At 72.0% G+C, this 22,479-nt stretch carries 36 protein-coding genes; 20 read left to right on the top strand and 16 right to left on the bottom strand.

Annotated features, from left to right (window positions below; genetic code table 11):
- The first annotated feature begins 95 nt into the window (after nt 1–95).
- Nucleotides 96–920 (top strand): SDR family oxidoreductase, encoded by an 825-nt coding sequence (locus ACFWJB_RS28695; RefSeq protein ID WP_386925796.1) that lies wholly within the window; start codon nt 96–98, stop codon nt 918–920.
- Here the strand turns inward: ACFWJB_RS28695 and ACFWJB_RS28700 are convergent, their stop codons facing one another.
- Entirely contained in the window at nt 921–1,472 is a 552-nt protein-coding gene (locus ACFWJB_RS28700) for a hypothetical protein (protein ID WP_386925798.1), read from the bottom strand. It abuts the gene before it with no gap.
- Nucleotides 1,473–1,831: 359 nt separating this feature from the next.
- On the opposite strand from ACFWJB_RS28700, the gene ACFWJB_RS28705 reads away from it, so the two are divergent.
- Nucleotides 1,832–2,566 (top strand): hypothetical protein, encoded by a 735-nt coding sequence (locus ACFWJB_RS28705; protein WP_386925800.1) that lies wholly within the window; start codon nt 1,832–1,834, stop codon nt 2,564–2,566.
- Nucleotides 2,563–3,438 carry a hypothetical protein gene (locus tag ACFWJB_RS28710; protein ID WP_386925802.1) on the top strand — a complete coding sequence of 292 codons (876 nt, stop codon included), beginning with the start codon at nt 2,563–2,565 and terminating at the stop codon, nt 3,436–3,438. Before ACFWJB_RS28705 ends, ACFWJB_RS28710 begins: the two co-directional genes overlap by 4 nt.
- A 55-nt stretch (nt 3,439–3,493) precedes the next feature.
- Here the strand turns inward: ACFWJB_RS28710 and ACFWJB_RS28715 are convergent, their stop codons facing one another.
- Nucleotides 3,494–3,637: a hypothetical protein gene (locus ACFWJB_RS28715; protein WP_386925804.1), complete on the bottom strand. Its 144-nt coding sequence runs from the start codon at nt 3,635–3,637 to the stop codon at nt 3,494–3,496.
- Nucleotides 3,638–4,037: 400 nt separating this feature from the next.
- Between ACFWJB_RS28715 and ACFWJB_RS28720 the strand changes: the two genes are divergently transcribed.
- Nucleotides 4,038–4,439 carry a DUF317 domain-containing protein gene (locus ACFWJB_RS28720; RefSeq protein WP_386925806.1) on the top strand — a complete coding sequence of 134 codons (402 nt, stop codon included), beginning with the start codon at nt 4,038–4,040 and terminating at the stop codon, nt 4,437–4,439.
- A gap of 309 nt (nt 4,440–4,748) precedes the next feature.
- On the top strand, nt 4,749–5,045 hold the full coding sequence (locus ACFWJB_RS28725; protein WP_386925808.1) for a hypothetical protein: 297 nt from the start codon (nt 4,749–4,751) through the stop codon (nt 5,043–5,045).
- 47 nt (nt 5,046–5,092) lie between these two features.
- Here the strand turns inward: ACFWJB_RS28725 and ACFWJB_RS28730 are convergent, their stop codons facing one another.
- The 7 genes from ACFWJB_RS28730 to lexA form a co-directional block, all read right to left on the bottom strand.
- Nucleotides 5,093–5,431: a DUF6415 family natural product biosynthesis protein gene (locus ACFWJB_RS28730; RefSeq protein WP_386925810.1), complete on the bottom strand. Its 339-nt coding sequence runs from the start codon at nt 5,429–5,431 to the stop codon at nt 5,093–5,095.
- A 5-nt stretch (nt 5,432–5,436) separates the two neighbouring features.
- Complete coding sequence (locus ACFWJB_RS28735) at nt 5,437–6,045, bottom strand: hypothetical protein (RefSeq protein ID WP_386925812.1); 609 nt, start codon at nt 6,043–6,045, stop codon at nt 5,437–5,439.
- A gap of 92 nt (nt 6,046–6,137) precedes the next feature.
- The gene (locus ACFWJB_RS28740; protein WP_386925814.1) at nt 6,138–7,376 is read right to left on the bottom strand and encodes a helix-turn-helix domain-containing protein; all 1,239 of its coding nucleotides are present in this window, start codon (nt 7,374–7,376) and stop codon (nt 6,138–6,140) included.
- Between the two features lie 158 nt (nt 7,377–7,534).
- A complete protein-coding gene (locus ACFWJB_RS28745) occupies nt 7,535–7,843 on the bottom strand; it encodes a hypothetical protein (protein WP_365889677.1) in 309 nt (102 codons plus the stop codon).
- 79 nt (nt 7,844–7,922) lie between these two features.
- Nucleotides 7,923–8,522 carry a hypothetical protein gene (locus tag ACFWJB_RS28750; protein ID WP_386925816.1) on the bottom strand — a complete coding sequence of 200 codons (600 nt, stop codon included), beginning with the start codon at nt 8,520–8,522 and terminating at the stop codon, nt 7,923–7,925.
- Between the two features lie 71 nt (nt 8,523–8,593).
- Nucleotides 8,594–8,857 carry a hypothetical protein gene (locus ACFWJB_RS28755; protein WP_386925818.1) on the bottom strand — a complete coding sequence of 88 codons (264 nt, stop codon included), beginning with the start codon at nt 8,855–8,857 and terminating at the stop codon, nt 8,594–8,596.
- Nucleotides 8,858–9,114: 257 nt separating this feature from the next.
- Nucleotides 9,115–9,777: a transcriptional repressor LexA gene (gene lexA / locus ACFWJB_RS28760; protein WP_386925820.1), complete on the bottom strand. Its 663-nt coding sequence runs from the start codon at nt 9,775–9,777 to the stop codon at nt 9,115–9,117.
- 217 nt (nt 9,778–9,994) lie between these two features.
- Between lexA and ACFWJB_RS28765 the strand changes: the two genes are divergently transcribed.
- The 7 genes from ACFWJB_RS28765 (at nt 9,995) to ACFWJB_RS28795 (ending at nt 12,656) form a co-directional block, all read left to right on the top strand.
- Nucleotides 9,995–10,234, top strand: a complete 240-nt coding sequence (locus tag ACFWJB_RS28765) for a hypothetical protein (RefSeq protein WP_386925822.1) — start codon at nt 9,995–9,997, stop codon at nt 10,232–10,234.
- The gene (locus ACFWJB_RS28770) at nt 10,231–10,440 is read left to right on the top strand and encodes a hypothetical protein (RefSeq protein ID WP_386925824.1); all 210 of its coding nucleotides are present in this window, start codon (nt 10,231–10,233) and stop codon (nt 10,438–10,440) included. The genes ACFWJB_RS28765 and ACFWJB_RS28770 overlap by 4 nt, the downstream gene beginning before the upstream one ends.
- Nucleotides 10,441–10,511: 71 nt before the next feature.
- Nucleotides 10,512–10,778 (top strand): hypothetical protein, encoded by a 267-nt coding sequence (locus tag ACFWJB_RS28775; protein ID WP_386925826.1) that lies wholly within the window; start codon nt 10,512–10,514, stop codon nt 10,776–10,778.
- Between the two features lie 87 nt (nt 10,779–10,865).
- The gene (locus ACFWJB_RS28780; RefSeq protein ID WP_386925828.1) at nt 10,866–11,204 is read left to right on the top strand and encodes a hypothetical protein; all 339 of its coding nucleotides are present in this window, start codon (nt 10,866–10,868) and stop codon (nt 11,202–11,204) included.
- A 5-nt stretch (nt 11,205–11,209) separates the two neighbouring features.
- Complete coding sequence (locus tag ACFWJB_RS28785; protein ID WP_386925830.1) at nt 11,210–11,557, top strand: hypothetical protein; 348 nt, start codon at nt 11,210–11,212, stop codon at nt 11,555–11,557.
- Nucleotides 11,554–12,066 (top strand): hypothetical protein, encoded by a 513-nt coding sequence (locus ACFWJB_RS28790; protein WP_383146773.1) that lies wholly within the window; start codon nt 11,554–11,556, stop codon nt 12,064–12,066. The genes ACFWJB_RS28785 and ACFWJB_RS28790 overlap by 4 nt, the downstream gene beginning before the upstream one ends.
- Entirely contained in the window at nt 12,063–12,656 is a 594-nt protein-coding gene (locus tag ACFWJB_RS28795) for a hypothetical protein (protein WP_386925832.1), read from the top strand. Before ACFWJB_RS28790 ends, ACFWJB_RS28795 begins: the two co-directional genes overlap by 4 nt.
- A gap of 16 nt (nt 12,657–12,672) precedes the next feature.
- On the opposite strand, the gene ACFWJB_RS28800 is transcribed toward ACFWJB_RS28795, so the two are convergent.
- Nucleotides 12,673–12,936 (bottom strand): hypothetical protein, encoded by a 264-nt coding sequence (locus tag ACFWJB_RS28800; RefSeq protein ID WP_386925834.1) that lies wholly within the window; start codon nt 12,934–12,936, stop codon nt 12,673–12,675.
- A 275-nt stretch (nt 12,937–13,211) separates the two neighbouring features.
- Here ACFWJB_RS28800 and ACFWJB_RS28805 point away from each other — a divergent pair, with 275 nt between their 5' ends.
- The 4 genes from ACFWJB_RS28805 to ACFWJB_RS28820 all read left to right on the top strand — a co-directional run bounded on the left by ACFWJB_RS28805 (nt 13,212) and on the right by ACFWJB_RS28820 (nt 15,457).
- Nucleotides 13,212–14,384 carry an integrase gene (locus ACFWJB_RS28805; RefSeq protein ID WP_386925836.1) on the top strand — a complete coding sequence of 391 codons (1,173 nt, stop codon included), beginning with the start codon at nt 13,212–13,214 and terminating at the stop codon, nt 14,382–14,384.
- A complete protein-coding gene (locus ACFWJB_RS28810) occupies nt 14,381–14,632 on the top strand; it encodes a hypothetical protein (RefSeq protein WP_386925838.1) in 252 nt (83 codons plus the stop codon). Before ACFWJB_RS28805 ends, ACFWJB_RS28810 begins: the two co-directional genes overlap by 4 nt.
- A 199-nt stretch (nt 14,633–14,831) precedes the next feature.
- Nucleotides 14,832–15,092 carry a hypothetical protein gene (locus tag ACFWJB_RS28815; protein WP_386925840.1) on the top strand — a complete coding sequence of 87 codons (261 nt, stop codon included), beginning with the start codon at nt 14,832–14,834 and terminating at the stop codon, nt 15,090–15,092.
- 89 nt (nt 15,093–15,181) lie between these two features.
- Nucleotides 15,182–15,457, top strand: coding sequence for a hypothetical protein (locus ACFWJB_RS28820; protein ID WP_386925842.1), 276 nt, complete (start codon nt 15,182–15,184; stop codon nt 15,455–15,457).
- Between the two features lie 28 nt (nt 15,458–15,485).
- On the opposite strand, the gene ACFWJB_RS28825 is transcribed toward ACFWJB_RS28820, so the two are convergent.
- From ACFWJB_RS28825 to ACFWJB_RS28835, 3 genes are all read right to left on the bottom strand, one after another.
- Nucleotides 15,486–16,028, bottom strand: coding sequence for a hypothetical protein (locus ACFWJB_RS28825; protein WP_386925844.1), 543 nt, complete (start codon nt 16,026–16,028; stop codon nt 15,486–15,488).
- Nucleotides 16,025–16,588, bottom strand: a complete 564-nt coding sequence (locus ACFWJB_RS28830; protein ID WP_386925846.1) for a hypothetical protein — start codon at nt 16,586–16,588, stop codon at nt 16,025–16,027. The genes ACFWJB_RS28825 and ACFWJB_RS28830 overlap by 4 nt, the downstream gene beginning before the upstream one ends.
- 353 nt (nt 16,589–16,941) lie before the next feature.
- Entirely contained in the window at nt 16,942–17,442 is a 501-nt protein-coding gene (locus ACFWJB_RS28835; RefSeq protein WP_386925848.1) for a hypothetical protein, read from the bottom strand.
- Nucleotides 17,443–17,717: 275 nt separating this feature from the next.
- Between ACFWJB_RS28835 and ACFWJB_RS28840 the strand changes: the two genes are divergently transcribed.
- The 4 genes from ACFWJB_RS28840 (at nt 17,718) to ACFWJB_RS28855 (ending at nt 20,858) form a co-directional block, all read left to right on the top strand.
- Complete coding sequence (locus ACFWJB_RS28840) at nt 17,718–18,272, top strand: DUF6207 family protein (protein WP_386925850.1); 555 nt, start codon at nt 17,718–17,720, stop codon at nt 18,270–18,272.
- 78 nt (nt 18,273–18,350) lie between these two features.
- Complete coding sequence (locus ACFWJB_RS28845) at nt 18,351–18,986, top strand: hypothetical protein (RefSeq protein ID WP_386925852.1); 636 nt, start codon at nt 18,351–18,353, stop codon at nt 18,984–18,986.
- Between the two features lie 30 nt (nt 18,987–19,016).
- Nucleotides 19,017–19,292: a hypothetical protein gene (locus ACFWJB_RS28850; protein ID WP_386925854.1), complete on the top strand. Its 276-nt coding sequence runs from the start codon at nt 19,017–19,019 to the stop codon at nt 19,290–19,292.
- 204 nt (nt 19,293–19,496) lie between these two features.
- Nucleotides 19,497–20,858 (top strand): hypothetical protein, encoded by a 1,362-nt coding sequence (locus tag ACFWJB_RS28855; RefSeq protein ID WP_386925856.1) that lies wholly within the window; start codon nt 19,497–19,499, stop codon nt 20,856–20,858.
- 123 nt (nt 20,859–20,981) lie between these two features.
- Here ACFWJB_RS28855 and ACFWJB_RS28860 read toward each other — a convergent pair whose 3' ends face one another.
- From ACFWJB_RS28860 to ACFWJB_RS28870, 3 genes are all read right to left on the bottom strand, one after another.
- Complete coding sequence (locus ACFWJB_RS28860; RefSeq protein WP_386925858.1) at nt 20,982–21,485, bottom strand: DUF6409 family protein; 504 nt, start codon at nt 21,483–21,485, stop codon at nt 20,982–20,984.
- A gap of 104 nt (nt 21,486–21,589) precedes the next feature.
- The gene (locus ACFWJB_RS28865) at nt 21,590–21,988 is read right to left on the bottom strand and encodes a hypothetical protein (protein WP_386925860.1); all 399 of its coding nucleotides are present in this window, start codon (nt 21,986–21,988) and stop codon (nt 21,590–21,592) included.
- Nucleotides 21,985–22,479 (bottom strand): hypothetical protein, encoded by a 495-nt coding sequence (locus ACFWJB_RS28870; RefSeq protein ID WP_386925862.1) that lies wholly within the window; start codon nt 22,477–22,479, stop codon nt 21,985–21,987. The genes ACFWJB_RS28865 and ACFWJB_RS28870 overlap by 4 nt, the downstream gene beginning before the upstream one ends.

The raw sequence follows: 22,479 nt of genomic DNA on the forward strand, positions 1-22,479 counted from the left end.
CCTGCACGTCACGGTGACCGGCACGGGCCGGCAGCGTCCCGGGGCCCGGCGGAGGTCCATCGCCACCTGCGCCGGGCGGTCTACCGTGTCGCCCCATGACCACTCTGATCATCGGCGGCAGCGGCTTCCTAGGCTCCGAGCTCGTCCGGCAGGCGGCAGAAGCCGGGCACGCCACAGCCGCGACGTACGCCACGAAACCGGGCGACACCTCCACCGCGGCCTGGCACCACCTGGATCTGCGCAACCCGGGGCTCGTCGACGACGTCCTGGCCGAGGTCCGGCCACGCGTCGTCATCAACGTCTCGAGCGGCGCCGCCGACTGGGCAATCACGGCCCAGGGGCCCGTCCGGCTCGCAATGGCCACCGCGCGGCACGGGATCCGCCTGGTCCACGTGTCCAGCGACGCCATTTTCTCCGGGGCGCGAGTGCACTACGACGAGTCCAGCCTCCCGGACCCCGTCACCCCGTACGGCGCAGCGAAGGCGGCGGCCGAGACCGGGATCCTGGCCATGCACCCGGGGGCCGTCGTCGCCCGCACGTCGTTGATCATCGGCCACGGGCGGTCCGCTCACGAGCAGACCGTGTACCAGCTGGCCGCCGGGACCCGCGCCGGCGCCCTGTACACCGACGACGTCCGCTGCCCCGTGTACGTGGGCGACCTGGCCGCCGCCCTGCTGGAACTCGCGTCGCTGGAGACGGCCGGCGTCCACCACCTCGCGGGAGCGGACGCGGTGAGCCGCTTCGAGCTGGGTACGCTCATCGCCGGCCGCGACGGGCTCGACGCCTCGCGCCTGCCCGCCGGGCTGCGGGCCGACAGCTCCCTGCCCGGCGCTCTGGACGTGCGCCTCGACAGCCGGGCGACCCAGAAGAAGCTGCGCACCACGCTGCGCGGCGTACGGGAGTTCTGCACCAAGCCGTGACTACCAGGGGGCGCGGCGCCCGGCGCCGCGGGGGAGCTGGCGGGGGAGTGGGAGCCGCTGCTCCTTGCGGAGCCGGCGCAGGGTGCGGCGTACGCGGCCGGTCCAGGGAATGGCGCTCTGCCGGTACAGGCTCTGCTCGAGGATGTCGCGCAGCCACCAGGTGCCGTCGGCGTCGCGGAAGATGACGGCCGCGGGCCGGGACCGTTCCGGGGGCGGGCCGGTGATGTGCTCGTGGTCGGCGACCTTGGGCTGCAGGACGTTGGCGAGCAGGAGACTGTCGTCGAGGGCCCGGGCTTGCGCGTCGTAGGTGACCAGGTAGACGTTGCGCACGGGGCGGGTGGCGTCGTTGGCCACGCTGGCGATCCAGTTGGGGGCCGAGCGGTTGTCATAGCCGCAGCAGTCGCTGCGGTCCCAGCGGCAGGTCACGGCGTCGGCTTCGGAGCGGCGCTCTTTGTCCTGTGCGCGGCGCAGGGTGAGGGCGCCGACCCACAGCGCGCCCGTGCTGCCGAGCCCGCTGATCCAGGTGGGAAGTGTTCCCCAGTCGATGGCCATACCGGCAGGGTGGCGTCGCTGGCGCCGCGTGGTGTGCGGTTTGAGCGACTTCTGAGCCAGGGGCCTGGGTGTGTCCGACCCTCGTGTAACTAAATAACAGCAAGCAGCCAAACGCCCTGGTACATGGGTCGGCCGAGGCGGGGGAGTGCGTGGCCGGGAGGCCGATGGGCCGCATTGTCCGTACCGGACCGGCACGTACGACTCGGTTCGACACGAGCCGAAACGATGGGCTAGCTGGAGACGGGGGAGGGGTGATCGCTAGCTGCTTGCTCTTATTCTGTGACACGACGGTCGGACACCGCGCATACTTCGAGGCGAGAGGACCGCGGGCACCGCGCGGACACGGCCAAGGAGACACGTTGTCGAGACTCACCCTCGTCGAGCTGAGCGACCTTCCCCGCAAGCCGCACGGCTGCCCGCCCGAGGTCGAGCGGAGCTGGGACCGGCTGAAGGCCACCCACAAGTCCGTACAGGGCCTCTTCACCACGCTCAACGAACTACGAGCCGCTCAGGACGACATGCGCGGCGCCATCTCCGAGACCCACCGCGACCAGGCCCGCGCCGCCATCGTCTTCACCGCGGCCGGCATCGACGCCTGCCTGCGCACCCTGCTGCGCGACTCGCTGCCCACCCTGCTGTCCACCGCCGGCGACGCCCACGGGGCCTTCGTCGCCCACTTCATGGCCAACCGCCTGGGCAGCGACATGACCAGGGCCACCAAGCAGGCCGTCGTGGACATCGACCCGCGTTCGGCCCTGATCGACCTCTACGTCCAGGACCTAACCGGCTCCAGCATTCAGGGCGGCACGGACCTCATCCGCTGCCGCAACGCCCTCGGCCTCAAGCAGGAGCCCGCCCTCGAGGACGCGATCCTCAAGGGCCACCAGCCGTTCTTCAACGCCCGGCACGAAGTCGTCCACGAACTGGACCTGATAGACCCCGCCGGCCGGGGCAGCCGCGGACGCCGGCACCGCGACCTCGCTGCGGTGGGAGACCAGTGCAACGGCGCGCTGCAGCTCCTGCACGCCTTCATCGCGCCCACCGCTCGCGCCGTACGGCAGGTGTACCGCACCCTGGGCTGGGACAAGCTGTGACCGCCCCAAGCCGCGGCACCGTCGCCGTGAAGCGGTTCGTGGGCACCCTGCGCGCGGAGGCCACCCGGCGCCTGCGCCAGACGTACCTGGACGAGTACATCGCCTGGCTCGCCGAGCAGCAGCAGTGCGGCACCAGCCAGGTCACCACCGAGGACCTCCTGGACGAGGAGAACGCCCTGGCGTGGCTGGCCGCCGCCCAGCGCGGCCTCACCCGGCGCCGCCCGGGCCTGCACGGGCCCACCGCGCCGGCCGCGACCAACTCCATGGCCGCCCGCACCAGCTCGGTGAACACCTTCTCCCGGTACTGCGGCCGCCCGCTCGAGCTGCAGCCGCCCGCGCCGGAGTTCGCCGACCGGCTCACGCCGACCGAGGCCCACCGCACGCTGCGGCTGCTGACCGGCCACCACCCGGCCGGGATGCTCGAGGCGACGTGGGAGCGCTCGGTCGCGCTGATCGCGCTCGCGGTGTGCACCGGGCACGGGATAAGCGCGCTGCACCCGATGCGGCTGGCGGACCTGGAGCTGGAGCGGTCGCTGCCGCGCGCCCGGGTCGCCGGTGACTGGTACCCGCTCGACGCCGTCTCCCGCGGGGCGATCGCCCGCTGGAAGGAGACGCACAAGGCGCTGACCGCGGGCCACCTGAAGGCGCTAAAGGGCGGCCGGGTGGAAGAGCTGTGGGTGACCACCGCGCCCGGGCGTCCGCGCGGCGGGCAGCCCGCGCCCCCGGCCGGGCTGCCCGCGGCCGTACGGACGCTGGAGGCCGCCCACCGCAAGCTGACCGCCACGGCGTTGGGCACGCCGCTGCTGTTCGAGCAGTTCTGCGCGATCGAGGCCGAGGAGGAGGGCGCGGCCGCGGCGCTGCCAGCCGGGTAGCGGGCGGGACAGCGGAAGGGCCCTGCCTCTCGGCAGGGCCTGGGCGGTCGGCGGGCTAGCGCGGGATCCGGGGGGACTGCGCGTCCAGGCGCCCCATGGTGCAGTCGGGGCAGAGGTCGCCGTCCTCGATCGGGTTCCCGCAGGGCTCCGTCCAGCCGCGGCAGGTGCGCAGCTCGGTCTCGGTGGTCTCGGTCGGCATCAGGTCCTCCTTCGTCGTGGTGTTCTCTACGCTCCCCAACCTTACAACGTTCCGTTGTAAGGAGTCCAGTCGATTCGAGGCCGGTTCAGGAATTCCAGCGCGCCGCCGGAACGGGGCCACGGGTGGAAATACGGCGCTGCCCACGGGTAGAAACCGTTGCCGACGAACCTGTGAGAAGAATGAACCTGGGGAAGGCGTCGGTGGTGACGGCCGTAGGCCATCCACCAGTGGTGATAGGGCGCCGGCGGTAGCGGCGAAGCCGCGCGGAAAGAGTCCTGCGCACCGATTCCGGCATCTTTTCGAAGGCCGTTGATGTGGTCCGGAACGGCGAGCTACGTTCCTGGCCACCCGAAAACGGCGGGCGGGAAATTCCGCCGACCCGAGGAATGGACTCCACGGCATGACGACGACCAACATCCCGGCGCTCCTGGCCGACGAGGGCGAACCACAGGTCGCCTTCGACCTCCTGGCCGCAGCCGGGTGGACCCTGCACTCCGTCCCGACGGACAACAGCCAGATGGTGGCGCCCGGCGGACAGGCCCGGCTGGTGTTCCAGCCCGAGTCGGCCGAGTACGCCAACACCGACGTCCTCTGGAAGGTCGAGGCGGTCACCTTCGCGCCCGGTCGGGACCAGGCGCTCCTCGCGGTGCCGGCCAAGCCGCGCTCCTGGACCGCCACCTTCACCGGCGAGGTGCCGGTCGAACTGATCGGCGCCTTCCTGGAGCGGCTGGTGGCCCCGGAGGGCATCGACCGGGGCCCGGCCGCGCCACCGGCCGCACCGGACACCGCCGCGGCGGCCTGACGACCGGCACGGCCCGGGTCCGGCCCCGCGCGTATCGGGGTCGGACTCGGGCCGCCATCGTAGGCCGCCGACGTCCTCGGGTGTCCGCGCTGCACCGAATGCGTGATGCACGGGGTCAGTCCGACGCCAGTTGCAGTCTCGAGTCGTTGACCGGCCATGGGACGAAAGAGTCAGGCTCGACGAGCGGCGAAGGGTAAGAAGCCCAAGGACCGCAGCTGGCGGGACGCACCGCCCGCATCAGGGCCCCGGTACCCCCTGGTACACCGGGACCACGCAGAAGCGATCGACGGGCGAACCTACCCTCCCACCATGCGGATTCGCCTGGAGGAGAGCGGTGACCTCGTAGCGCTCGACGCCATCGCGACCATGTGCGCCATCGCCGAGGGGCGGATCACCGGCCACGATGCCCGCTACCTTGCGGCGATGATCGCCACTGCCGAAGAGAACGCCGGCGTCCTGTCCCGTGACGACATGGACCTCGACGAGTACATCGCCTCGCACACCCGCCTGTTCCGCGGCGGCTTCCTGGGCTACGACGAGCACGGCGGGTACCTCTCCGCACGTGCGGCGGACCCTGCCGCGCTTGCCTCCCTCGTGGGTAGCTGAACACATCCCCTCCCGCCCCATACAGTAGAGGCCCGGGGGACGGCGGTTCAGGACGGCGGATGCAGAGGGCCGGGGAACTCGTGGAGGACGAGAAGGGCGCGGCACTGCGTCGCCAGGTCCCGCAGCTGCTCGGGAGAGTCGTCCCCGCGGGACGTACGGAGCATGCGCCGGCTCTGCACGAGAACCCACCGGGCGACGAACTCCTGGTGGCCGCGCAACCGCGGCACCAGCGGAGCCACCTCCTTCACCAACAGCCCGACGTGGCCGCGCACCAGGCCGTCGAGGACCTCCCACTCGCCCTCCGTGATGTCGGCCCCCCACAGCAGCCTGTCGTACGTGGCCCGGATGGTCTCGACGTCTACAGGCACCGCCGACTTCGGCGCCATGGCGGTCACCGCCGGGCCCCGCGGGAGCGGACGACCGTCGACATCCTGATGACCTCGCGCAGGTGGCGGCCGACCTCCTGGCCGTTGAGCAGCTCGCGCGGCGTACGGGTGGCCTCCAGCCAGGGTGGGGTGTCCCACCGCGTGCCGTGGCTGGGCGGCAGGGCGATCCAGCCGTCCTCGCCGGTGCGGACCTCGACGCACGCGTGGACGGCCGCGTACCGGCCGGTGGCCGGCAGCACCAGCAGCGCCGCGACGTTCGAGTCCGTCACCAGGCACGGCACCGGGTGGCTGCGGTCGAGCCACGCCATGGTCGCCATCCCGATGCGGTGCGGGACCAGGACGGCATCGAACTGCCGGGTCGCGGCGATGAGGGAGGCGCCGGGCGCCATCTCCAGTGCGCCTTCTACGCCCTCCTCGTCGAGCGGCTGGCCGCCGGGCAGCACCGGATGCGCGCCGGGCGCCGGACAGGCGGGGTTGTCGCAGGTACAGCCCTGTCGAGGGCGCCATCGGTGTCCGAGGGCGACGGGCCAGCCCAGTTGGACGTAGGCGCGTGCGGCGTCTGCCGGTGCGCGGGTGTTGATCGGCTCCATCGCCGATACCCCCATGGTGATCACTTGGATACGGAATGTGACCCGTCTGAGGATGATGGGCTCCGGGCGCCTCGCCCCCTAGAAAAACTAGGGGGCGTTTCCGGCGGGTTGGGCGTTCAGTGCACCAGTTCCATGTGCCGGATCAGGCTCGACAGGGCGCTCTGCTGCGAGGGCACTCCGACGCGGGCCATGTCGCTCACCAGCGCCCGCGCCATGGGGTCGGCGTGCACGTAGAACGGGGCGTCCGCGGCGGCCGCGCGGAGCTTCTGGACGGCCGAGGGGCTCTTGCCCATGCGGTGCAGGGCCCGCGCCTCGTCGATGGCGTAGTGCGTGCGCCGCTCCCGGCTCGGCACCTCCCCGACGGTCGCGGCCGGCACCTTCTTCAGCCCGGTGTCCGGCTGGTCGACCTCGACTCCCGCCTCGGCGGCGTGCACCGCGACGGTTCCGCGGCCGAACACGGTGTGGCTGTCGACGTCGTACCAGCCCTCGCCGAGCCGGTTGGCGTCTTCCAGTGCGGCGTCGATCCTCGCCCAGGCGTCGGCCTTCTGGTTGCCGCGGGCGTGTGCGATGGCGCACCGCAGGTGCAGGGCGCCGCGCAGGGAGACCGCCTTGCTGTCCCGGCCGGTGGCGTGCGGCTCGAGGTCGCGCAGCGCCGCGTCGGCGACCGCGACCGTGTCCTTCAGGGAGGCCTGGTGCAGCAGCGCGCCGCAGCGGTCCCACGCGACCGCTCCCTTGACGACCGGGTCGTCGAGCTGCCCGGCCGCGCCGGCCGCCACCTCGGCGGCGATCCACGCCAGGTCCGGGTAGCCGAGCTGGTTGAGGGCCATCCGCGCGGTGCGGGCGGCGTCGACGAGCAGCCGCAGGACGTCGCCGCGGTCGCGGTCGTGCGCGAAGAGCAGGGTCGTGTTGAGGTCCTCGATCATGTGGGGCAGCAGGGTGGCGACCTTGGGCAGGTCCGCCGCCTGGCGGGCGGCGTTCGCCGCGCGGGAGCGGCGGCGCATGTCGGTGAGGTCGGCCGGCGGGCCTTGAGGGCTGAGCCCGGGGTGGCCGGAGAGGATCAGGCCGGCCCGGCGAAGGCCGGTGCGCAGGGCGGGGATGTGGGCATGGGCGAGGCTGCCGCCGCCGCGCTGCAGCCGGTAGGGCTGGCCCAGCAGCCAGACCACGTCCACATCGCAGCGATCGGCGATCGCCGTGATGACGGAGAAGCGGTCCAGCGCCTGGCGGCCGGACTCGACGTTGGCCATCCAGGACTCGGCCCGGTTGAGGAAGTCGGCCAGCTCAACCTGGGTGAGGCCGGCGGCGTTTCTGGCGATCCGCACTCGCGTGCCGATGTGCTCGTCACTGGAGAGAGGCATACTGGCTCCGTTCTGACTCGACATCGGAACCGTACGCCGAATGGTGCAGGAGCAGCCCCCTTCCGGGAGAGGTCCGCGCCGTTCGGCGTACGTGCGCCCCGGCGTTGTACTCCTTCCTCAGCCGCCAGCCGCAAGGTACGGGCGCGAGCGTCGACAGATCAGCCCCAGGGGTGATCCTCCAGACTGCCGAGAGTCCGCTGAATCGACGCCACATCCCGCCGGATCGCCTCCGTCCAGGGCGATACGTCCTTGCGGTGCTCGGCAACGGGGTCCATCCACTCGTCGTCTGGAGAGAGCTTGTCGAAAGCGAGGGAGTCGTTGGGATTGTCCCGCCACTCCGCGCTCGCCCCGTCCTCGCCCCAAGCGATGAACCAGCGATCTTCCCCAGGCCACTTCACGGCGATTGCCCGCTCGTAACGGTGCATGCGGATCTGCGGGTGCCGGCTTTCCGGCTGCTCTTGTGCCACGCCGCATCATCATGCCGCCCTCGGCCGTACCGTGCGGCTGGTGTGCGAGATGGGAGCCCGAGACTGTCCCGGCGGGAGGTCAGCCGGCGTCAGCGTCAGGGAGCTTGGCGAGCGCCGCGGCGAGCTGGTGGACGGATACCGAGCCCGTCTCAGGGAGCCCTGCGTCCAGCCAGGCCCGGCGGGCGGCGTCGGTGTCTCCCTCGGCCGCGGCCAGCACGTTCTCCTTCGCACTGTGCTCGTGCACCGGGTCGGTGTCCGGGCCGTAGTCGGTCAGGTGGACGACGGTGCGGACCTGCATCTTGGGGTTGCCGGCCATCTGCTCGTTGACGCGGTACACCCGCAGCCGGTGTCCGACGAGCGCCCGGGCGCGTTCGATCATGGCGCGGCCGGCGTCGGAGTCGCCTCGGTCGGTGCGCAGTTGTTCCAGCTCGCCGGAGGTGTTGCGGACGATCAGGACGCCGCGGGTGCTCGTGTCCTCGAGGCGCAGGGACAGCAGAGTCGCCGTGAACTGCTTCGCCGCGTCCAGGCGCTGGAGGTCCTGCCCGACGGTGTCGGCGAGGGTGTAGAGGTGGATGGCCCGGGCGCGGACCTGGTCGGTCCAGGCCGCCTCCTCGCCCGGCGGGCACGGGCCGACCGCGCGGGCGGCGGCGAGGGTCAGTTCGAGGTCACGGGGATTCACCCGCTCATTGTCCCCGCCGCGCCCCGGCCGGTCCGCCGGCCGACGCGGCCCGTGGTGGGCTGTTGCCGGGCCTATGTGCGGGCGATTTCCTGCAGCAGCGCGTCGAGGAACTCCGGGTCGCCGTCTTCGTGGAGGCCGATCTGTGCGCAGGTCATGCCGGCGGCGTGCAGGCGCTCGCGGGTGGTGGCGTGTCCGGGGTGAAGGCGTTGGAGGTGTTGTGCATCCGGGGTGGCTTCCTCGACGCGGTCGAGGAGCGCGGCGAACTGCCGGGTGGTGAGGTGGTCTTGGCCGGTGGCGGCGAGGGCGCGTCGCGCTGCCCGCTCGTAGGCGTTCATGAGCGCCTACGGTAGCGGGAGCGGCAGGGGGCTAGCCTTCTACCGTGCTTGAGTTCGAGCTTCCATCATCCGCCGCTGTCACCGACCCGCGGCCGTCGATCGTGTGTCCCGAGTGCGGTGCGCAGTCGTGGCACCCCAAGGACGTGGATGAGGGCTACTGCGGCCGGTGCCACTGGTGGACGGGAGACCCCGTGCTGTACGCCGCGTGGAAGGCGGAACGCGAGGCGGCCGACGATGCCCCGCCCCGCGCCGCAGTCTCATAGGGTCCGCAGAACGGCGACGACCTTGCCGAGGATGACCGCGTCGTCGCCGGCGAGGGGCTCGAACGCCGGGTTGTGCGGCATCAGCCAGACCCGTCCCGCATCCCGCTTCAGGCGCTTGACCGTGGCCTCGCCGTCCAGCATGGCGGCCACAATGTCGCCCGGCTCGGCGCTGGCTTGGCGGCGGACGGTGACCACGTCGCCGTCGCAGATGGCCGCGCCGATCATGCTTTCGCCCACGATCTTCAGCGCGAACAGCTCGCCCTCACCGACGACGTGCCGCGGGAACGGGAGCACGTCCTCGACCATCTCCTCCGCCAGGATGGGCGTGCCGGCGGCGATGCGCCCCAGCAGGGGCACATGGGCAACGACGACCGGGCTCGCCTCGGTCCGGGTGTCCGCCAGGACGTAGGCGCGCGGGCGGTTGGGGTCCTGGCGCAGCGCGCCCTTCTTCTCCAGGGTCTGGAGCTGGTAGGCGACGGACGAGGTGCTGGACAGGCCCACGGCGGCACCGATCTCGCGCATCGACGGGGGATAGCCGTGCTCCTCGAGGAAGCGAGCGATATACGCCACGATCTTCTGCTGGCGGACGGTCAGCACCTCTCCGCGGGCCCGGGCGCCCGGGGGCCTCTCTGTGCTGGATTCGGCAGTGACGTGCATGGTGTCCCCCCAACGTGCGATCTTGCTTCCACAGACGGTATCCGGACAATCACCACACGGGAACAAGATTTCGAAGAATGGTTACTGCGCTGCGCTGGAGCGTCAGCCGGGGGCCCAGGTTCCTGCCCGCCCGTCATCGTCGTGGAGCAGGGGCGGCACCGCCTGGGACCCGGCGCACAAGGTCACACGAGCCCGCTGGCCGGGTAGGTTCAGGGGTATGACCCCTTCCGTGCTGCTGGCTCTCTGGCTCACCAACTGGCTGGTAACGTCGAGCATCGTCGTCTTCGTGGTGAAGAACCGGCCCGCCGACGTGGACCTGCGCCTGCACGGCCGGGAGGACAACCTGCCCGGGCTGCTGACGTGGCTGCTGCTGGCCTGGCCGGCTGCGCTGTTCCGGCTCGTGCCGCTGGTGCTCCCCCTGGACAACCGGCGCAACGGAGCAACGCCGCGGCGATGAACGGAGAGCCCGACGACCCGCGCTTCGAGTGGGTGGACGTGACCACTGCCGGTGGCCCCGGGGAGTGGATCCGGGGACGGTGCCACCACCTCACGCCGCTTCCCGTACGGGCCTACCCGACCGACGAGTTGGTGGCACACCTCTGCCCCGACTGCGACGCGCAGCTTCCCATGCCCGGCCCGCCCGCTTGGCGGACGGCCTCGTAGGAACCTGGCCTGCAACCCCCGATCGGGTGAACGCCCCAGCAGCCCGGCGGCAGCGCACTACGCTTCGCGGCATGTCGACTCCACGTGACCTCGACGGCCGGGCAATCCTCCCGCTTGAGCGGATCGAGGCCCTTGCCCGCGTCCTGGACCTCCGCGAGCAGGCGATCGAAGCTGATGACCTGCCCTACCGGCAGGACTGGCCGCTGCCGCCATGCCTGGAGTGCAAGGGTGCGGTTGTGCGGTGGCTTCGATCGGGTGGCGGCGAGTATCCGATCGCGTACCGCTTCTTTCCCTGCCATCACGGTGTCGTGGCGGACCGCGTGAAGACCCTCGTATAAATTCCCTTATACGAGGCTGCTTGTCTGAGAGCGATTCTGCGCGGGGGACTGGCGGCCGCATCGCCCCGCGAAACGAATGGAGATGCAGTGCCGGAGCCCCTGCCGGACCGGACGGCCGAGACCGTCGCCTGGCTGCGAGAGACGATTACCGGTGCCCCGGCCGATGCCGCGCCCGAACTGCACAAGGCGGTTCTGCGCATCCTCGGCCTGTACGAAGCGGCCTCCGCCCGGGCCCGGCGCGATGACAGCTTCCTGCAGGGATGGGCGCTCAACTTCGACCTCGAGGGCTTCACCCCACCCAACGAGTCCGGCGCGCGGACCCTGCTGCCGGGCCTCACCGCCGCCATCCATCAACTCGCCCTGGCCTACAGCGACGACGAACCGCCGCGGCCTGCGCCCTCTGCCGCGCCCTCCCCGAAGGACTGATCCCCATGCCCCCGGGCCCTCACGGACTCACCACCGCCGACGGCCGCGCGCTGGTCGCCTTCCTCGCCGACCGGATCGTCGAACTGCCAGCCGCCCCGATCGAGCCGCTCATTGCCGGCCTGAACGCACAACTCGGCCTTTACGACGCTTTGTTGCAGTACCGGGACCACGGAGCGGTCGACGTCCGCGACGCTGGGTTCATCGACGGCGTCGGCCTGGCGCTGCGCCACGCTGCGGTGCGTTGGAGCGAGCACCCGGACTTCCGGGAGCACTGGGCGCCGCCGCGCGTCCCCGTTGAGGAGCTGCTCGTGCACGGCCCCCAGTACCGCGCCACGGCAGCCGAACAGTGGTGACGACCACCGCGAGCGACGCGACCCGGGCAGCTGCGCACGCCGGCCTGTGGAAGGCCGACCACGGCCAGGCCCCGCACTACAGCCGCGCGGCCCTGGAGCTCTGGTCCTGCTACGCCTGCCCGTTGGACGACTGCGACTGGCACCACGACGACGACGCCCGGCCAAGCGCCCCAGCGCTGTTGGAGGCGAAGGTCCTCGAGCACCTCGCCGGCCACAACGTCGTCGACGTGCTGCGCTCCTTGCAGGCAGCCCGGGACGCCAGCGTCGCCGTACGCGAGTCCAACAACCGGGCCTGGGACGTCGTCAACCTCCACCGGCTGCGCGCGGTACACCGCGGCGAGCACGCCTACAGCGACCCGATCGGGCAGATGCTGTCCGCCGCGCTGGTCGGCACCGCCGAGCACGAGGACGTGCGCCGCGAACTGACGGAGCTGAGCGAGGGCGTGGCGGGCGCCCGGGACATCGCCTCCGTGCCGGTGACCGAGCGTATGAACGGAATGCGCCCGTGACCGCCGTCCGCGCACTGCACCGGTGCGACGAGCTGTGCTGCTGCCCGGTGCACGGCACGGCGCTGTACTTCGCCCCGGCCAGCAACGAGCACGCCTGCCAGAACCCCACCTGCCGCTATGCGCACGGCATCTCCGCCGAGGCGCTTCTCGCCGCGACCCTAGGACTGCCCATGCCCGAGGACACCAGCGTCTTCGCCCGCTTCGTCGCCGCCCGCCGGGCCGACCCGGACCGTCTCCAGGTGCCCGCCCAGCCGATCGCCGAGACGCTGCGCGGCGCACTCCTGGAAAACCGGCCCGCGGCCGCGGTCCCGGACTCCGAGCTGCAGCAGCTCCTCGACCGGCTTCCGACGGACCCGGTGCCGGCCGCCTACGACGAGGACGAGGCGCTGGGACGTATGGCGTACGCCGCCGACGCGCTGCGCGAGGCGCTGGAGTTCCGGAGCTCCGCCGACCCTGCGGCCCTGGCCGCGCACGAGCAGGAGCTGCAGCACCTCGGCCGCCGGCTGCTCGACACCGTCGCCCTGGTGCTCACCCAGCGGGAGCCGTCCGTCGCGCGTCCTGCCGCCGAGGAGCAGCCCCCAGAAACCTGATACGCCGCGCCCGGCGTCACATGTCGTCGCCGAGGACCCGCCGGCGGGCCTCCGCGGCCCGGCGGTTGAGCCGGTTGGACATCGTCACCGCGGCGATGGTGGACAGGACGCCGAGCACGACCAGCAGCACCTGCGTGATGACGCTGACGACGGCGATGTCCTGGCAGGCGAGCGCAATGCCGAGCATGATGAAGCCGCCGGATACCCAGGCGAACCAGATGCGGAACTTCTCGACCCTCACCGCGGACTGGACGTCGCGGTAGCTCGGCTCGTCGGACACAGGCGTGCTCCCCCCAAGGTGGTCTGGTGGTGCCCAGCGTCTCCCGCACGAGGGCACCGCGCGGGCGTGTTGATCAGGCTGTGACCTGCGGTTGCCCGACCGCAGACACGAACGGCCGCCCACGAGCCGCCTCCGCCCGGCGGTGTGCCGCCCAACACACCGCTAACCACCACAAACAGTGATCAACTAGTTGTACGGCGTCCCCCCTGCGTCGCCCGCTCCCGAAAGGCTCCCCATGCCCGTCGCTCTCCGCCCGGCCGCGGCTCGGTGACGCCATGACCACGGCGAACGAACTCGAGCCCACCGAAGTCGTCGAGGCCGAGCTCGTCGACGACGACGAACTCCTGCCGGCCGTCGCGCTCCCGGCCCCGCCCGCCAAGCCGGCCGTCGACCAGCACACGATCCTCTACCCCGGCGAGGCCCTGCCGAGCGAGGCCACCGCCCCGCGGTACACCCGCCGGGACTTCGAGGTATCCCCGGAGACGGCCCGGCGCCTGGAGGAGGAGTCGGCGCCGGACAACACGGACCGCAACTACAAGAACCAGCGGAAGCTGTTCGAAGAGTGGTGCGACGGGATGGGCCGGGTCGCGCGGCCCTGCACGACGGCGACGTACGTGGAGTACTGCGCGCACCTGATCGCCCAGGGCAAGAGCCCGAACACGATCAGCACCTACCTGTCGGCCGTGCGGACGTGGATGCCCGACGACAAGAAGCCCGGCACCAGCAAGGCCCGCGGCCTGCTGCGCGAGTACCGAAAGCAGTGGCTGAAGAGGAACCGGGTCCGCAAGGCGCCGGCCATCACGGCCGCGATGGCCCGGGCGATGGTCGACACCTGCGACCTGCGCCACCCCATCGGGCTGCGGAACCGGTTCGTGGTGGTCGTCGGCCGCAAGGCCCTCAACCGGCGCATCGAGCTGGCCGACCTGACGATCGAGGATCTGACCGTCGAGGACGGTGGCGTGGCCCAGTGGGTTGCCTACTCCAAGACCGACCAGGACGCCCACGGTGAGGACACCTGGGTGCCCTCCGCCGGCGACGAGGGCCTGTACGACCCGGTGCAGGCCACCCGGGACTGGCTGAACTGCCTGCACCGGCTCGGGGTGGACTCGGGGCCGGTGCTGCGGGCCCTGACGGTCGCCGGGACGCTGCAGTCCCGGGCCACCGCCAAGGTCCGGGGCGACTTCGTCACCGGCGACGCCGTCAACGACTGGATCCGGGGCATGGCCTACGCCGCCGACCTGCCCAACTGGCAGGACATCACCGCGCACGGCCTGCGCCGCGGCGGCGCCCAGGAGATCGCGGACGCCGGCGGGGACCCGACGAAGCAGGGCCGGTGGAAGCCGGGCAGCGCCACGGTGAAGAAGGAGTACCTCGACCGGGCGCAGAGCCGGGCGGAGAATCCCTGGCACAAGGTAAACGAGAAGCAGCGCGCCGCGGAGCAGCAGTGAGTACCCCGCCCGCCGGACCGTCCGGCGGCGGGGACTTCCACGTACGGATGACCTTCCGCAAGGGCGGCCCGGCGATCGAGGGGACCTGGGCCGACGGTGAGGTGGCCTTGGGCAAGTGGCGGGCGTTCGTCGGTGCGCACGGCAGCGTGCCGGGGGTGACCATCACGCTCGAGGTGGACGCCGGCGCGGAACGGGAGCTGCTGCGGACGTGGGCCGACGGCGTCGAGGTCATCCACCGGGAGCTGTGAGCCAGCACCGCCCGGGCGCCCGCGCCTGTGTTTCGAAAGCGTGGCAGCGCGGCCACGCCTGCGGAAGAGGGCGGGGCAGCCGCTTGCCGCCTGGCCTTCGCAGGAACACGGGTCCCCGGCGCGCGGTCACCGGACGGTGGGGTGTCAGTGGGCGGTGGCAGGATCGGGTCCACGGAGTGCACGGTCAAAGGGGGATGGCGTGACGAGTACGTTCGAGTGGCCGCGGGGCGCGAGCATTGCGGACTCCCTCGCGCTGGAGCAGTGGCTGGCCGGTCACGGCTGGGAGATCGACCCCACGGTCTTCATGGCCGGCGCCAGCGGGCCTGCGGTCCAGGTGCGCCGGATCGGGGAGGCCTGGCGCGACGGAGAAGCGGGCCTGCTCATCCTGCCCGGCGAGGTCGTGCAGTACGACGGCGACCGGATGCGGATCGCGGGCCCGACGGTCGTGCCCGCGTCCTGAACCCGCCCCGGCTGTCAGCCCCGTACGGCACGATGGGGCGCGGCCGGGTCCCGAACCGCTCCGGCCGCTGCGAACCCCTGGAGGTCTCCATGTCCGGTCTCATGGCCGTCTGCACGCCGAACAGCCACCCGCACGACGACGGCCGGGTCGAGCACGGCTACCAGCTCAACGTGCTCGACGAGGACCTCGCCGTCCAGGCCACCGTGGACCTCCCGGAGTGGGAGAGCTTCCAGCAGGACGCGGCAGGCCGCCGCCTTGCCGAGGCGGGCTTCGCTCTCGGCGGGGACGCCTGGCACCCTTCCGGTCTCGGCTTCATGGCGCCGGTCGTCCGCACCGGGCCTGCCGAGGGCGCGCAGCCCTCCTGACGAGCCCGGTGCCGGCGGGCGGTCCGCGTCACCCTGGCGAGAAAGCCACCGGACCCGGCTGGGCCGCGACCTCGCGCAGCGCCACGGCGGTCAGGGCGAGGAACGCGGAGATGGCCCGCGGGTCGTCCCGGAGCTCGTAGACGATGTCCAGCATCCGCTGGCGGCCGGCGAGCCCGTGCGGGACCTGGTCCAGCACGCGCTGGACTGCCGCCCGGGCGCGGCCTGTCGCCGCCACCTGGTCCTCCACGTTGCGCAGCTCCTCGGCGAGCCCGGAGCCGAACAGGGCCCGCTGGTCCTCGGCCGTGGTCAGCACGGTGAGGGCGTCGGTGTCCTCGGGTACCAGGCGGGCCAGGTCCGGGACGCCCGCCGGTCCGCGCAGGTGGTCGGGGCAGTCCTCGGACACGATGACGGCCAGGCAGAACTGCGCCACGTGCAGGGTGTGGAAGGGCGAGAAGGCGGCGGCGTGCGCGGCCATCACCGGCAGGCCGGCCAGCAGGGAGGCGCCGGGCTGCTGCTGCGCGAGGGAGTACTCGGCGGCCCGGTGTTGCACGAGCGTCCAGTACCCGGTCATCGGGGGTCCTCGTCGGCGTAGTACCCGTAGTACTCATCGTCGGTGAGGTCGACATAGCCGTCGTCGTCGGCTCGCTCGGCCATCTCCGCCTCCCGCTGCGCCTCCCAGCGTTCCTCGTCGGCCGCGTCGAGCGCGAATTCGATGGCCCTCTCCTCGTCCGGGTCGTACGGCTCGCGGGCGTCCTCGGCCATCTGCGCCCAGTGCGCGGCCTCTTGCTCGGCCTCGTACTCCGTGCGTTCCTTGGGGGTCAGGGAGACCAGCCACGCCTCGTGCTTGGCGTGCTCGGCGGCGTTCCGGGCCTCGACATAGCCCTGCCAGACGTGCACGGCGAAGTGCGGCTCTGACCCGCACCACGTCCAGTGTCCCGGGTGGCCGGCCACCTGGGCGCAGCGCCCTCCGTCAATGGGGTGCGCGAAGCCCTTGCACAGCGGGACGAGTTCCTTGGACGGCGTCCGGCGGGGGGCGCGCAGCTCGGCGAGGATGTCGGGGAGTCGGCGGCCTGTGGTCCTGCGGATCTCCCGGGCCTGGTTCTTGAGGTAGTCGCTGCCAGCTTTGGTCACGGTCGTCTCCATGCGGGACCCCACGCTTCCCGCCGGACATCGCGTGATGGGCGCAGCCGGACGGACGGGTGCTTCAGGTGGTGCTGCGCGGGACCCTGGTGCGGTCCTTGTCCGGCGGCGCTGCCCCGGTGCGGCGTGGGCGCTGGGGCGGCAGCGGAAACGGCGGTTCGCGTCATGCCGTGGCCACTACGGTACCGGCTGCCGCTGACAACCGGGTAGGGACCGCGCCAACGGGTGCCCAGGGGGCGCGAGGGGCAGATGGCGGCGGCCAGCACCGGCAGGCCGGCTAGCAAGGAGGGCTCCGGGGGCCGCTGCGACCGCGCCAGCGTGCGGAGGGCGCAGTGCTTCTGCGGCTACTCTCCCGCTTCTGCCCGTCGAACCTGCTCGTCCTGCCACCGCAGTTGATGACGCGCCTTCGTCCAGGTGTCTGTAGGGGACGGCAGCGCCTCGTTGCGGAGATTGGCGCCCAGGCACGCAAGGATGTCGTTGTACGCCGCGTACGCCACCACGCGTGGAAAGCTCAGGCGGCTCTCGTGAAGCAGCTGGTCGTCGTGGGCGCCCCAGATCAGCAGGTCGAGGGAGTCGGTGAGGCGCCTCCGCAGGTCCTTGTTGGTGAAGGTCAGGACAGCGACTTCCGCTTCGCCGAGGAGCGAGTGGAAGTAGTCGGGCCAGGTGCTGAACCCCTCTGGGACCCGGTCGGTGCCCATGCCGTCGTTCTTGTACTTCTGGCGGACCTCCAGGATGGAGGCGCTGATGGTCGCTGATGCTTCGCGCTCTTCCGCCCGCCGCCTGGCCGACTTGGTGTCGGACAGGACGCGCCATGCCACCAGGGAGGTGATTGAGCCTCCCAGCATCGCGCCTACGCCGCCAAGTAGGGCTGACAGCCAGACAGGGCTGCTGCTCGCGGCGGGCTGTTGAGCCGCAGCGACGATCCAGTCCACCCGACGTGCCTCCTTCGTGACGTTCGTTGTTCTCCGATCAGGCTATGGGCGGACGACGCCGTTCCGGCGGGGTACCGGGGATTCGGAGTGGGTCCCTGGACTGGGGAGCTCCAGGTGGGGCGTCACCTGGCAGAGTGAATTGATCGCCGCCGCGCAACTACCGTCTGGCGGACGCGGTCCCCACCGGCATGGGAGACATCAACCGTGCACTCGTCTCGGAGCCCGGGCTGGCCGTGGTCGACATCGTGGCCGGCGACGCCGCGACGCTGCAGGCCATTGCCGAGCGGCTGGCCGGGTCGTGGGCGTCGACCGGCGTGCCTGTCGAGACGGAGGCCGCCGGGGAACGGGCCGTCCGCGGGCGGCTCCACCTGGACGTGCGGCTGCCGCCGCCGGGCGTCGTACGGACGCTGCCGGAGGACTGGGTGCGGTTCACCAGCCCGCCGTGGGGCGCCCGGCTCGGCTTCGAGAAGCCGCTGTGCGTACGGGCCCGGCAGGACGGCGGACCCTGCACCCGGCAGGCCGCGGAGTGGCCGGAGGGCTTCGTCGAGGTCGACGGACTGCAGGCGTGCTGGTCGCATCTCAACGCGGTGGAGCGGGAGTGGTGTCTGCAGGCCCGGGAGGCGTACCGGGCGGCGTTCTGGGCGCTGAAGCAGGCGCACTGGGAGGCGGCCGGGCACGACCAGAACCATCGCTGCGAGGGCTGCGTGTGGCCGTCCGGCAAGATGCCGGCCGCGAACTTCTGACCGGCCCGGCGTCGGCCGGGCGGGCTTGCCCGGGCGGGGATAGAGTCGTCGGGTCGCCAGGCGAACCCGGGAGTTGCCGTGGAGAGTTACCACCTCAGGCGTGGCCAGGTGTACGCGCCGTGCGGGCAGCCCGAGGACGCGGTGACCCGGTACGTGCGGATCGTCCGACCGGGCGGGAAGCGGGTACGTATCGCGGACGCGGCGACCGGCCGGCGTGAGCGAGAGGTGGACGTCAACCGGCTGCACGAGTTCCCCACGCGCAACGGAGTCGAGCGGCGCACCGGGTACGCCCTCGTGGAGACGCGCGAGTGGCTGTGGGACCTCACCGACCGGGCCCTGCGCCAGTACCCGTACACCGTCTCGAGCACGACGATCGGGCAGGACGTCCACCGTGGGGGTTGCGTACGGCTGGAGCCCCAGCCCGCGGTGGAGGCGGTGCGCATCCTCGTCGCCACCCTGGAGGCCGCGGCCTGGACCGTGGAGCCGACCACGCTCTACCCCGACGAGCTGCGCGTCCGCTTCCAGGGCCAGAGCCGGTGCCCGTCCATGTACGTCGCCCCCGGCGACGGGCGCCAGTACTGCACGCGGTGGCGTGGCCACGCCGACGAGCACCAGGACGACCTCACGCTGTACCAGTGGGAGGACAACGCCCCGCAGCCGCCGGCGTGGTGGGTGCCGGGCCAGCGTCTGCCCGGTACGCCGGCCAGTGTCTGAGGCGCCCGGGGCGCGATCTACGCTCAGCGGATGACCAAGAACGACGACATACCGGCAGGCGAGGACCGCAGCGTCGAGGCGCTGCGCGTGGACTTGGAGACGTGGTTCGGGTTCCTGCGGGACATCAGCGCGGAGAGACTCGACCCTGTCCTGAGCCGGATGGCCGGGTACGCCTACGGGTACGGGACGGCCAAGCTGGAGGACGGCGACCTGGCGGCCGCGGCCAAGCAGCTCGCCTGGCTGGTGAACGAGGGCTCCCGGTACGCGGACGCTGTCGGTTTCCCCGGAGCGCCCCGCGCGCGGTGACCAAGACGCCCTGTGGGAGGGCGGGCTGGTCCGATAGAGTCGGAGGCGCGGCGGTGCACGACCGCCAGACTCCGTGAGGGAGCCGGCCCACGCCCGGGATCCCACAGCCGGACAAGACGTCTCCGACTCCTCGTGCGGCCTGCATCGCCCCACTCTTGACTGTGCGGCGTGCGCGTGGGGCATGCCGTGAACCAGGAGTGTCCGATGCCGAAGGAATCCCGGGCCCGTACCCGCGCCATCCGTGCCGCCCAGGGCGAGAACCGCGAGAAGCGCTACACCCAGGCCAGCCACACGCTGGACGGCTGCGTTTCCGCGTCGCAGACGGCCGCCGACCCCACAGCCCCTGCAATGGAGCTGCACGTCGTGCCGTTCGTGTTCTCCTGCACCGTGCCGGCCACCCTCGACCGGCACGCCCTCGCCCAAGCTCTCGCCGACCAGCTGCACACGCTGCGCCGGAAGAAGACCAGCGAGGAGTACGAGGGCCGGGCCGACATCGTCGTCCTGCCGCAGGACTGGGAGCCGGAACCGCAGCTGCCCGGGCACGTCAGCGCGATGCTGCTCGTCAACGCCTGGGCGGTCCGCCCGTGGGCCCGCGCGGGAGAGTGGGAAGCGGTCGTCACGGACTTCTACGACGCCGGCAAAGCCTGGGTCCTCGAGCAGTACCCGGTCCCGGTCGGCGGTCACCCCGTCGCCATGCCGCTCGACACCGAGCGGGCGCTGGCCCTGTACAACGCGGCCGGGGTGGTTGCGCATACCGGGGGTGAGCACGCGGAGATGCCCGCTAGCTGGGCTCCGCTGGTTGCCGCACGCCGGGCCGAGCTGGCGGCCGCCGTACGGGAGCCGCACGAGGAGGCGGTCGGCCAGAACCTGCCGGAAATGGTCCCCAACGCGCGCGGAGGCGACGCGAAGACCAGCTCCAGCAGCCGGCGGCCGTACCGCGTCGTCGACCGGTTCTACCAGGGCTGGTACCTGCGCAGCGGGGATGGGACGTTCGACGCGGACGGTGGGCACCGGCGGGGGCTGGAGACGCTGGACTTCGCCACCCTTGAGCGGACCCGGGGGCCGCTGCGTCCGGTGGTGCCGCCGACGGACGAGGACTGCGCCGCGGTGAAGGCGGCTCTGGTCGGTGCCGGGCGGCGGGCGGCGGGGTCGCTGCTGGTGGCGTTGTACCGGCTCGTGCTCGAGGACGCCGGCGCCGGGCGGGAGGGCGGCGCTCGCTACCGGGTGATGGCCGGCCGGGAGGGCTCTTGGGAGTCGGAGGACATGGTGCGCCTGGCGTGGAACGTCGGCGCGGACCTGGCGGAGAAGAAGTCCCGGTTCGACGAGGCCGCGGTCGCGGTACTCGTGCGGGTCGTGCAGGGCTGGGTGGCGGGCCCGGACGTGTACGTGGAGGTCGCCTCGAACCTGGCCGGGTTGTTCAGCGCGGTCGCTGACGAGACCGGCGGGTGGCCGGCGGTTGCCGATCGGCCTCTGCAGCCTGGGCAGCGCGTCGGCGGGCATCCGGAGCACGTCGTCGAGGCGGTGCAGCACTACCTGCTGTCGCAGACGGCGGACGGGCCGGCCTGAGCGGCTCGATGGCGGCCGGATGGGCCGCACGGGGTGAATGTGCCGCACCATAGACGTGCCGCATCGCCCTGGCGCTGAAGCAGCAGTAGCCCCGCGCGCGAGCGGGGGCTACCGGGCTGGGGGTCAGCCCAGGGCGGCGCCGACTTGGTCGACGTGCCGGTCGCAGGCGAGGGCCTGCTGGGAGGTCCCGGTGTGGGTGATGGCCCTCAGCTGTACCTGGGGCTCGGTGTTGCCGCACTCGAGGCAGCAGCGGTGGGCCGGGGACCAGTCGGCGGGGACGTCCTCGATGCGGAAGCGGCGCCTGCGCAGGCGAAGGTTCCCGGCCTTGATGGCGATCGGCTGGGCGTCGTCGTACCGGGCTGCGCCGCGCGCGATGTTGGTGATCACCCGCAGGGAGAGGTCCTCGAGGGCACCGACGCGCCGGAGTTCGCGGCCGAACATCAGGGAGACGGTCTGCATGGAGGCGGGACCCTTGCCGTACCACCAGACGAGGTAGCCGGTTGAGGCGTCCTTGCCGAAGAGGCGAAGGACGACACCCTGTCGGGTCGGCTGCGGCTCGCCGTGCTTGACCGGGCGGCCCTTGACGATGTCGCCGGTGGCGTAGGTGGTGTCCGTCGTGGTGGCCATGAGGGCTCCCTCCGTGGTGTGTGGCGGGGGCCGTCCCCGCCAACACCTCTACTTTACAACGCTTCGTTGTATGGATGGAAGTCCGGTGGGCACAAAACAGCAGATCAGAAGCCTGCACGGTCAGCCGACCGCAGGCCGCTGCCATCGCTGCGCCACGTGCACTCGTGGATGCCGGCGGCGCGCTGCCGCTCGAACATGGCGGCCACCCACACCTGGTCGGGGGCGTACAGGGCGAGGTCGGCCCAGGCCCGGGCGTTGAGGAACAGCGGGTTGCGCGGGTCGCCGCAGTCGCACGGGCAGTCGGGGATGGGGTCCAGGAGGACATCGACGCCGTGGCAGCGGTGGTGGTGGTGCCGGGCGCACGGCTCGCAGGCGTCCCGGGGGATGACGAAGGTCCGGACCCAGCGGGGCGGTTCAGCCGTCGGCGTCGGCGCGGCGCCTCGGCCCGGCCGGCGGTGGGCCGCCCGGGCGCTGCGTCGCCGCTCGGCGAGTTCGTCGGTCACCTGCCCTCGCTGGGCACGGTGGTGTGGGTGGCAGCGAGGCAGGCGGCGATGACGACGATGGATGGAGTGTCCGACGGGAAGACGGCGTTCGACCCGTTGGGGCAGGTGAGCCCCGAGTCGCCGGACTCGTTGGTCACGGCCCAGACGGCGCCGGACGGGTGGCGCAGGATGCTCAGCGGGTACTCCGGATCGGCGGTCCAGCCCGCGTCTTCGAGCGCTTCGAGGACGTCGAGGCGTCCGTGCCAGTCGCCGGGCTCGGGCCGTTCGATGACCAGGCGCAGCGGCTGGCGGGGGTCGGTGGAGGCGGTGGCGGTTTCCTGGACGCCGGCAAGGAGCGTCTCCTCGGGGATCTGCACGTTGCTGCCGCTCTGCCAGCCCTGGCCGTCGGCCGGGTTGCTGACCGAGAAGTCCAGGACCTCGCGGCCGCGCTGATCGGTGGAGCGGGTGATGAGGAGGCCGAAGCCGTCGGGGTCCGTGTACGCGAAGGTCAT

The sequence above is a fragment of the Streptomyces sp. NPDC127100 genome (assembly GCF_042724095.1).
In the GTDB taxonomy this organism is placed as follows: Bacteria; Actinomycetota; Actinomycetes; order Streptomycetales; family Streptomycetaceae; genus Streptomyces.

Excerpts from the sequence above, each read along its gene's own strand:
- ACFWJB_RS28720 (WP_386925806.1), top strand. The coding sequence starts at position 4,038 with ATGACGACGACCAACATCCCGGCGCTCCTGGCCGACGAGGGCGAACCA.
- ACFWJB_RS28840 (WP_386925850.1), top strand. The coding sequence starts at position 17,718 with ATGGGAGACATCAACCGTGCACTCGTCTCGGAGCCCGGGCTGGCCGTG.
- ACFWJB_RS28765 (WP_386925822.1), top strand. The coding sequence starts at position 9,995 with ATGACCCCTTCCGTGCTGCTGGCTCTCTGGCTCACCAACTGGCTGGTA.
- ACFWJB_RS28715 (WP_386925804.1), bottom strand. The coding sequence starts at position 3,637 with ATGCCGACCGAGACCACCGAGACCGAGCTGCGCACCTGCCGCGGCTGG.
- ACFWJB_RS28775 (WP_386925826.1), top strand. The coding sequence starts at position 10,512 with ATGTCGACTCCACGTGACCTCGACGGCCGGGCAATCCTCCCGCTTGAG.
- ACFWJB_RS28850 (WP_386925854.1), top strand. The coding sequence starts at position 19,017 with ATGACCAAGAACGACGACATACCGGCAGGCGAGGACCGCAGCGTCGAG.
- ACFWJB_RS28785 (WP_386925830.1), top strand. The coding sequence starts at position 11,210 with ATGCCCCCGGGCCCTCACGGACTCACCACCGCCGACGGCCGCGCGCTG.
- ACFWJB_RS28825 (WP_386925844.1), bottom strand. The coding sequence starts at position 16,028 with ATGACCGGGTACTGGACGCTCGTGCAACACCGGGCCGCCGAGTACTCC.
- ACFWJB_RS28820 (WP_386925842.1), top strand. The coding sequence starts at position 15,182 with ATGTCCGGTCTCATGGCCGTCTGCACGCCGAACAGCCACCCGCACGAC.
- ACFWJB_RS28855 (WP_386925856.1), top strand. The coding sequence starts at position 19,497 with ATGCCGAAGGAATCCCGGGCCCGTACCCGCGCCATCCGTGCCGCCCAG.
- ACFWJB_RS28695 (WP_386925796.1), top strand. The coding sequence starts at position 96 with ATGACCACTCTGATCATCGGCGGCAGCGGCTTCCTAGGCTCCGAGCTC.
- ACFWJB_RS28835 (WP_386925848.1), bottom strand. The coding sequence starts at position 17,442 with ATGCTGGGAGGCTCAATCACCTCCCTGGTGGCATGGCGCGTCCTGTCC.
- lexA (WP_386925820.1), bottom strand. The coding sequence starts at position 9,777 with ATGCACGTCACTGCCGAATCCAGCACAGAGAGGCCCCCGGGCGCCCGG.
- ACFWJB_RS28730 (WP_386925810.1), bottom strand. The coding sequence starts at position 5,431 with ATGGCGCCGAAGTCGGCGGTGCCTGTAGACGTCGAGACCATCCGGGCC.
- ACFWJB_RS28740 (WP_386925814.1), bottom strand. The coding sequence starts at position 7,376 with ATGCCTCTCTCCAGTGACGAGCACATCGGCACGCGAGTGCGGATCGCC.
- ACFWJB_RS28725 (WP_386925808.1), top strand. The coding sequence starts at position 4,749 with ATGCGGATTCGCCTGGAGGAGAGCGGTGACCTCGTAGCGCTCGACGCC.
- ACFWJB_RS28860 (WP_386925858.1), bottom strand. The coding sequence starts at position 21,485 with ATGGCCACCACGACGGACACCACCTACGCCACCGGCGACATCGTCAAG.
- ACFWJB_RS28805 (WP_386925836.1), top strand. The coding sequence starts at position 13,212 with ATGACCACGGCGAACGAACTCGAGCCCACCGAAGTCGTCGAGGCCGAG.
- ACFWJB_RS28870 (WP_386925862.1), bottom strand. The coding sequence starts at position 22,479 with ATGACCTTCGCGTACACGGACCCCGACGGCTTCGGCCTCCTCATCACC.
- ACFWJB_RS28770 (WP_386925824.1), top strand. The coding sequence starts at position 10,231 with ATGAACGGAGAGCCCGACGACCCGCGCTTCGAGTGGGTGGACGTGACC.
- ACFWJB_RS28700 (WP_386925798.1), bottom strand. The coding sequence starts at position 1,472 with ATGGCCATCGACTGGGGAACACTTCCCACCTGGATCAGCGGGCTCGGC.
- ACFWJB_RS28755 (WP_386925818.1), bottom strand. The coding sequence starts at position 8,857 with ATGAACGCCTACGAGCGGGCAGCGCGACGCGCCCTCGCCGCCACCGGC.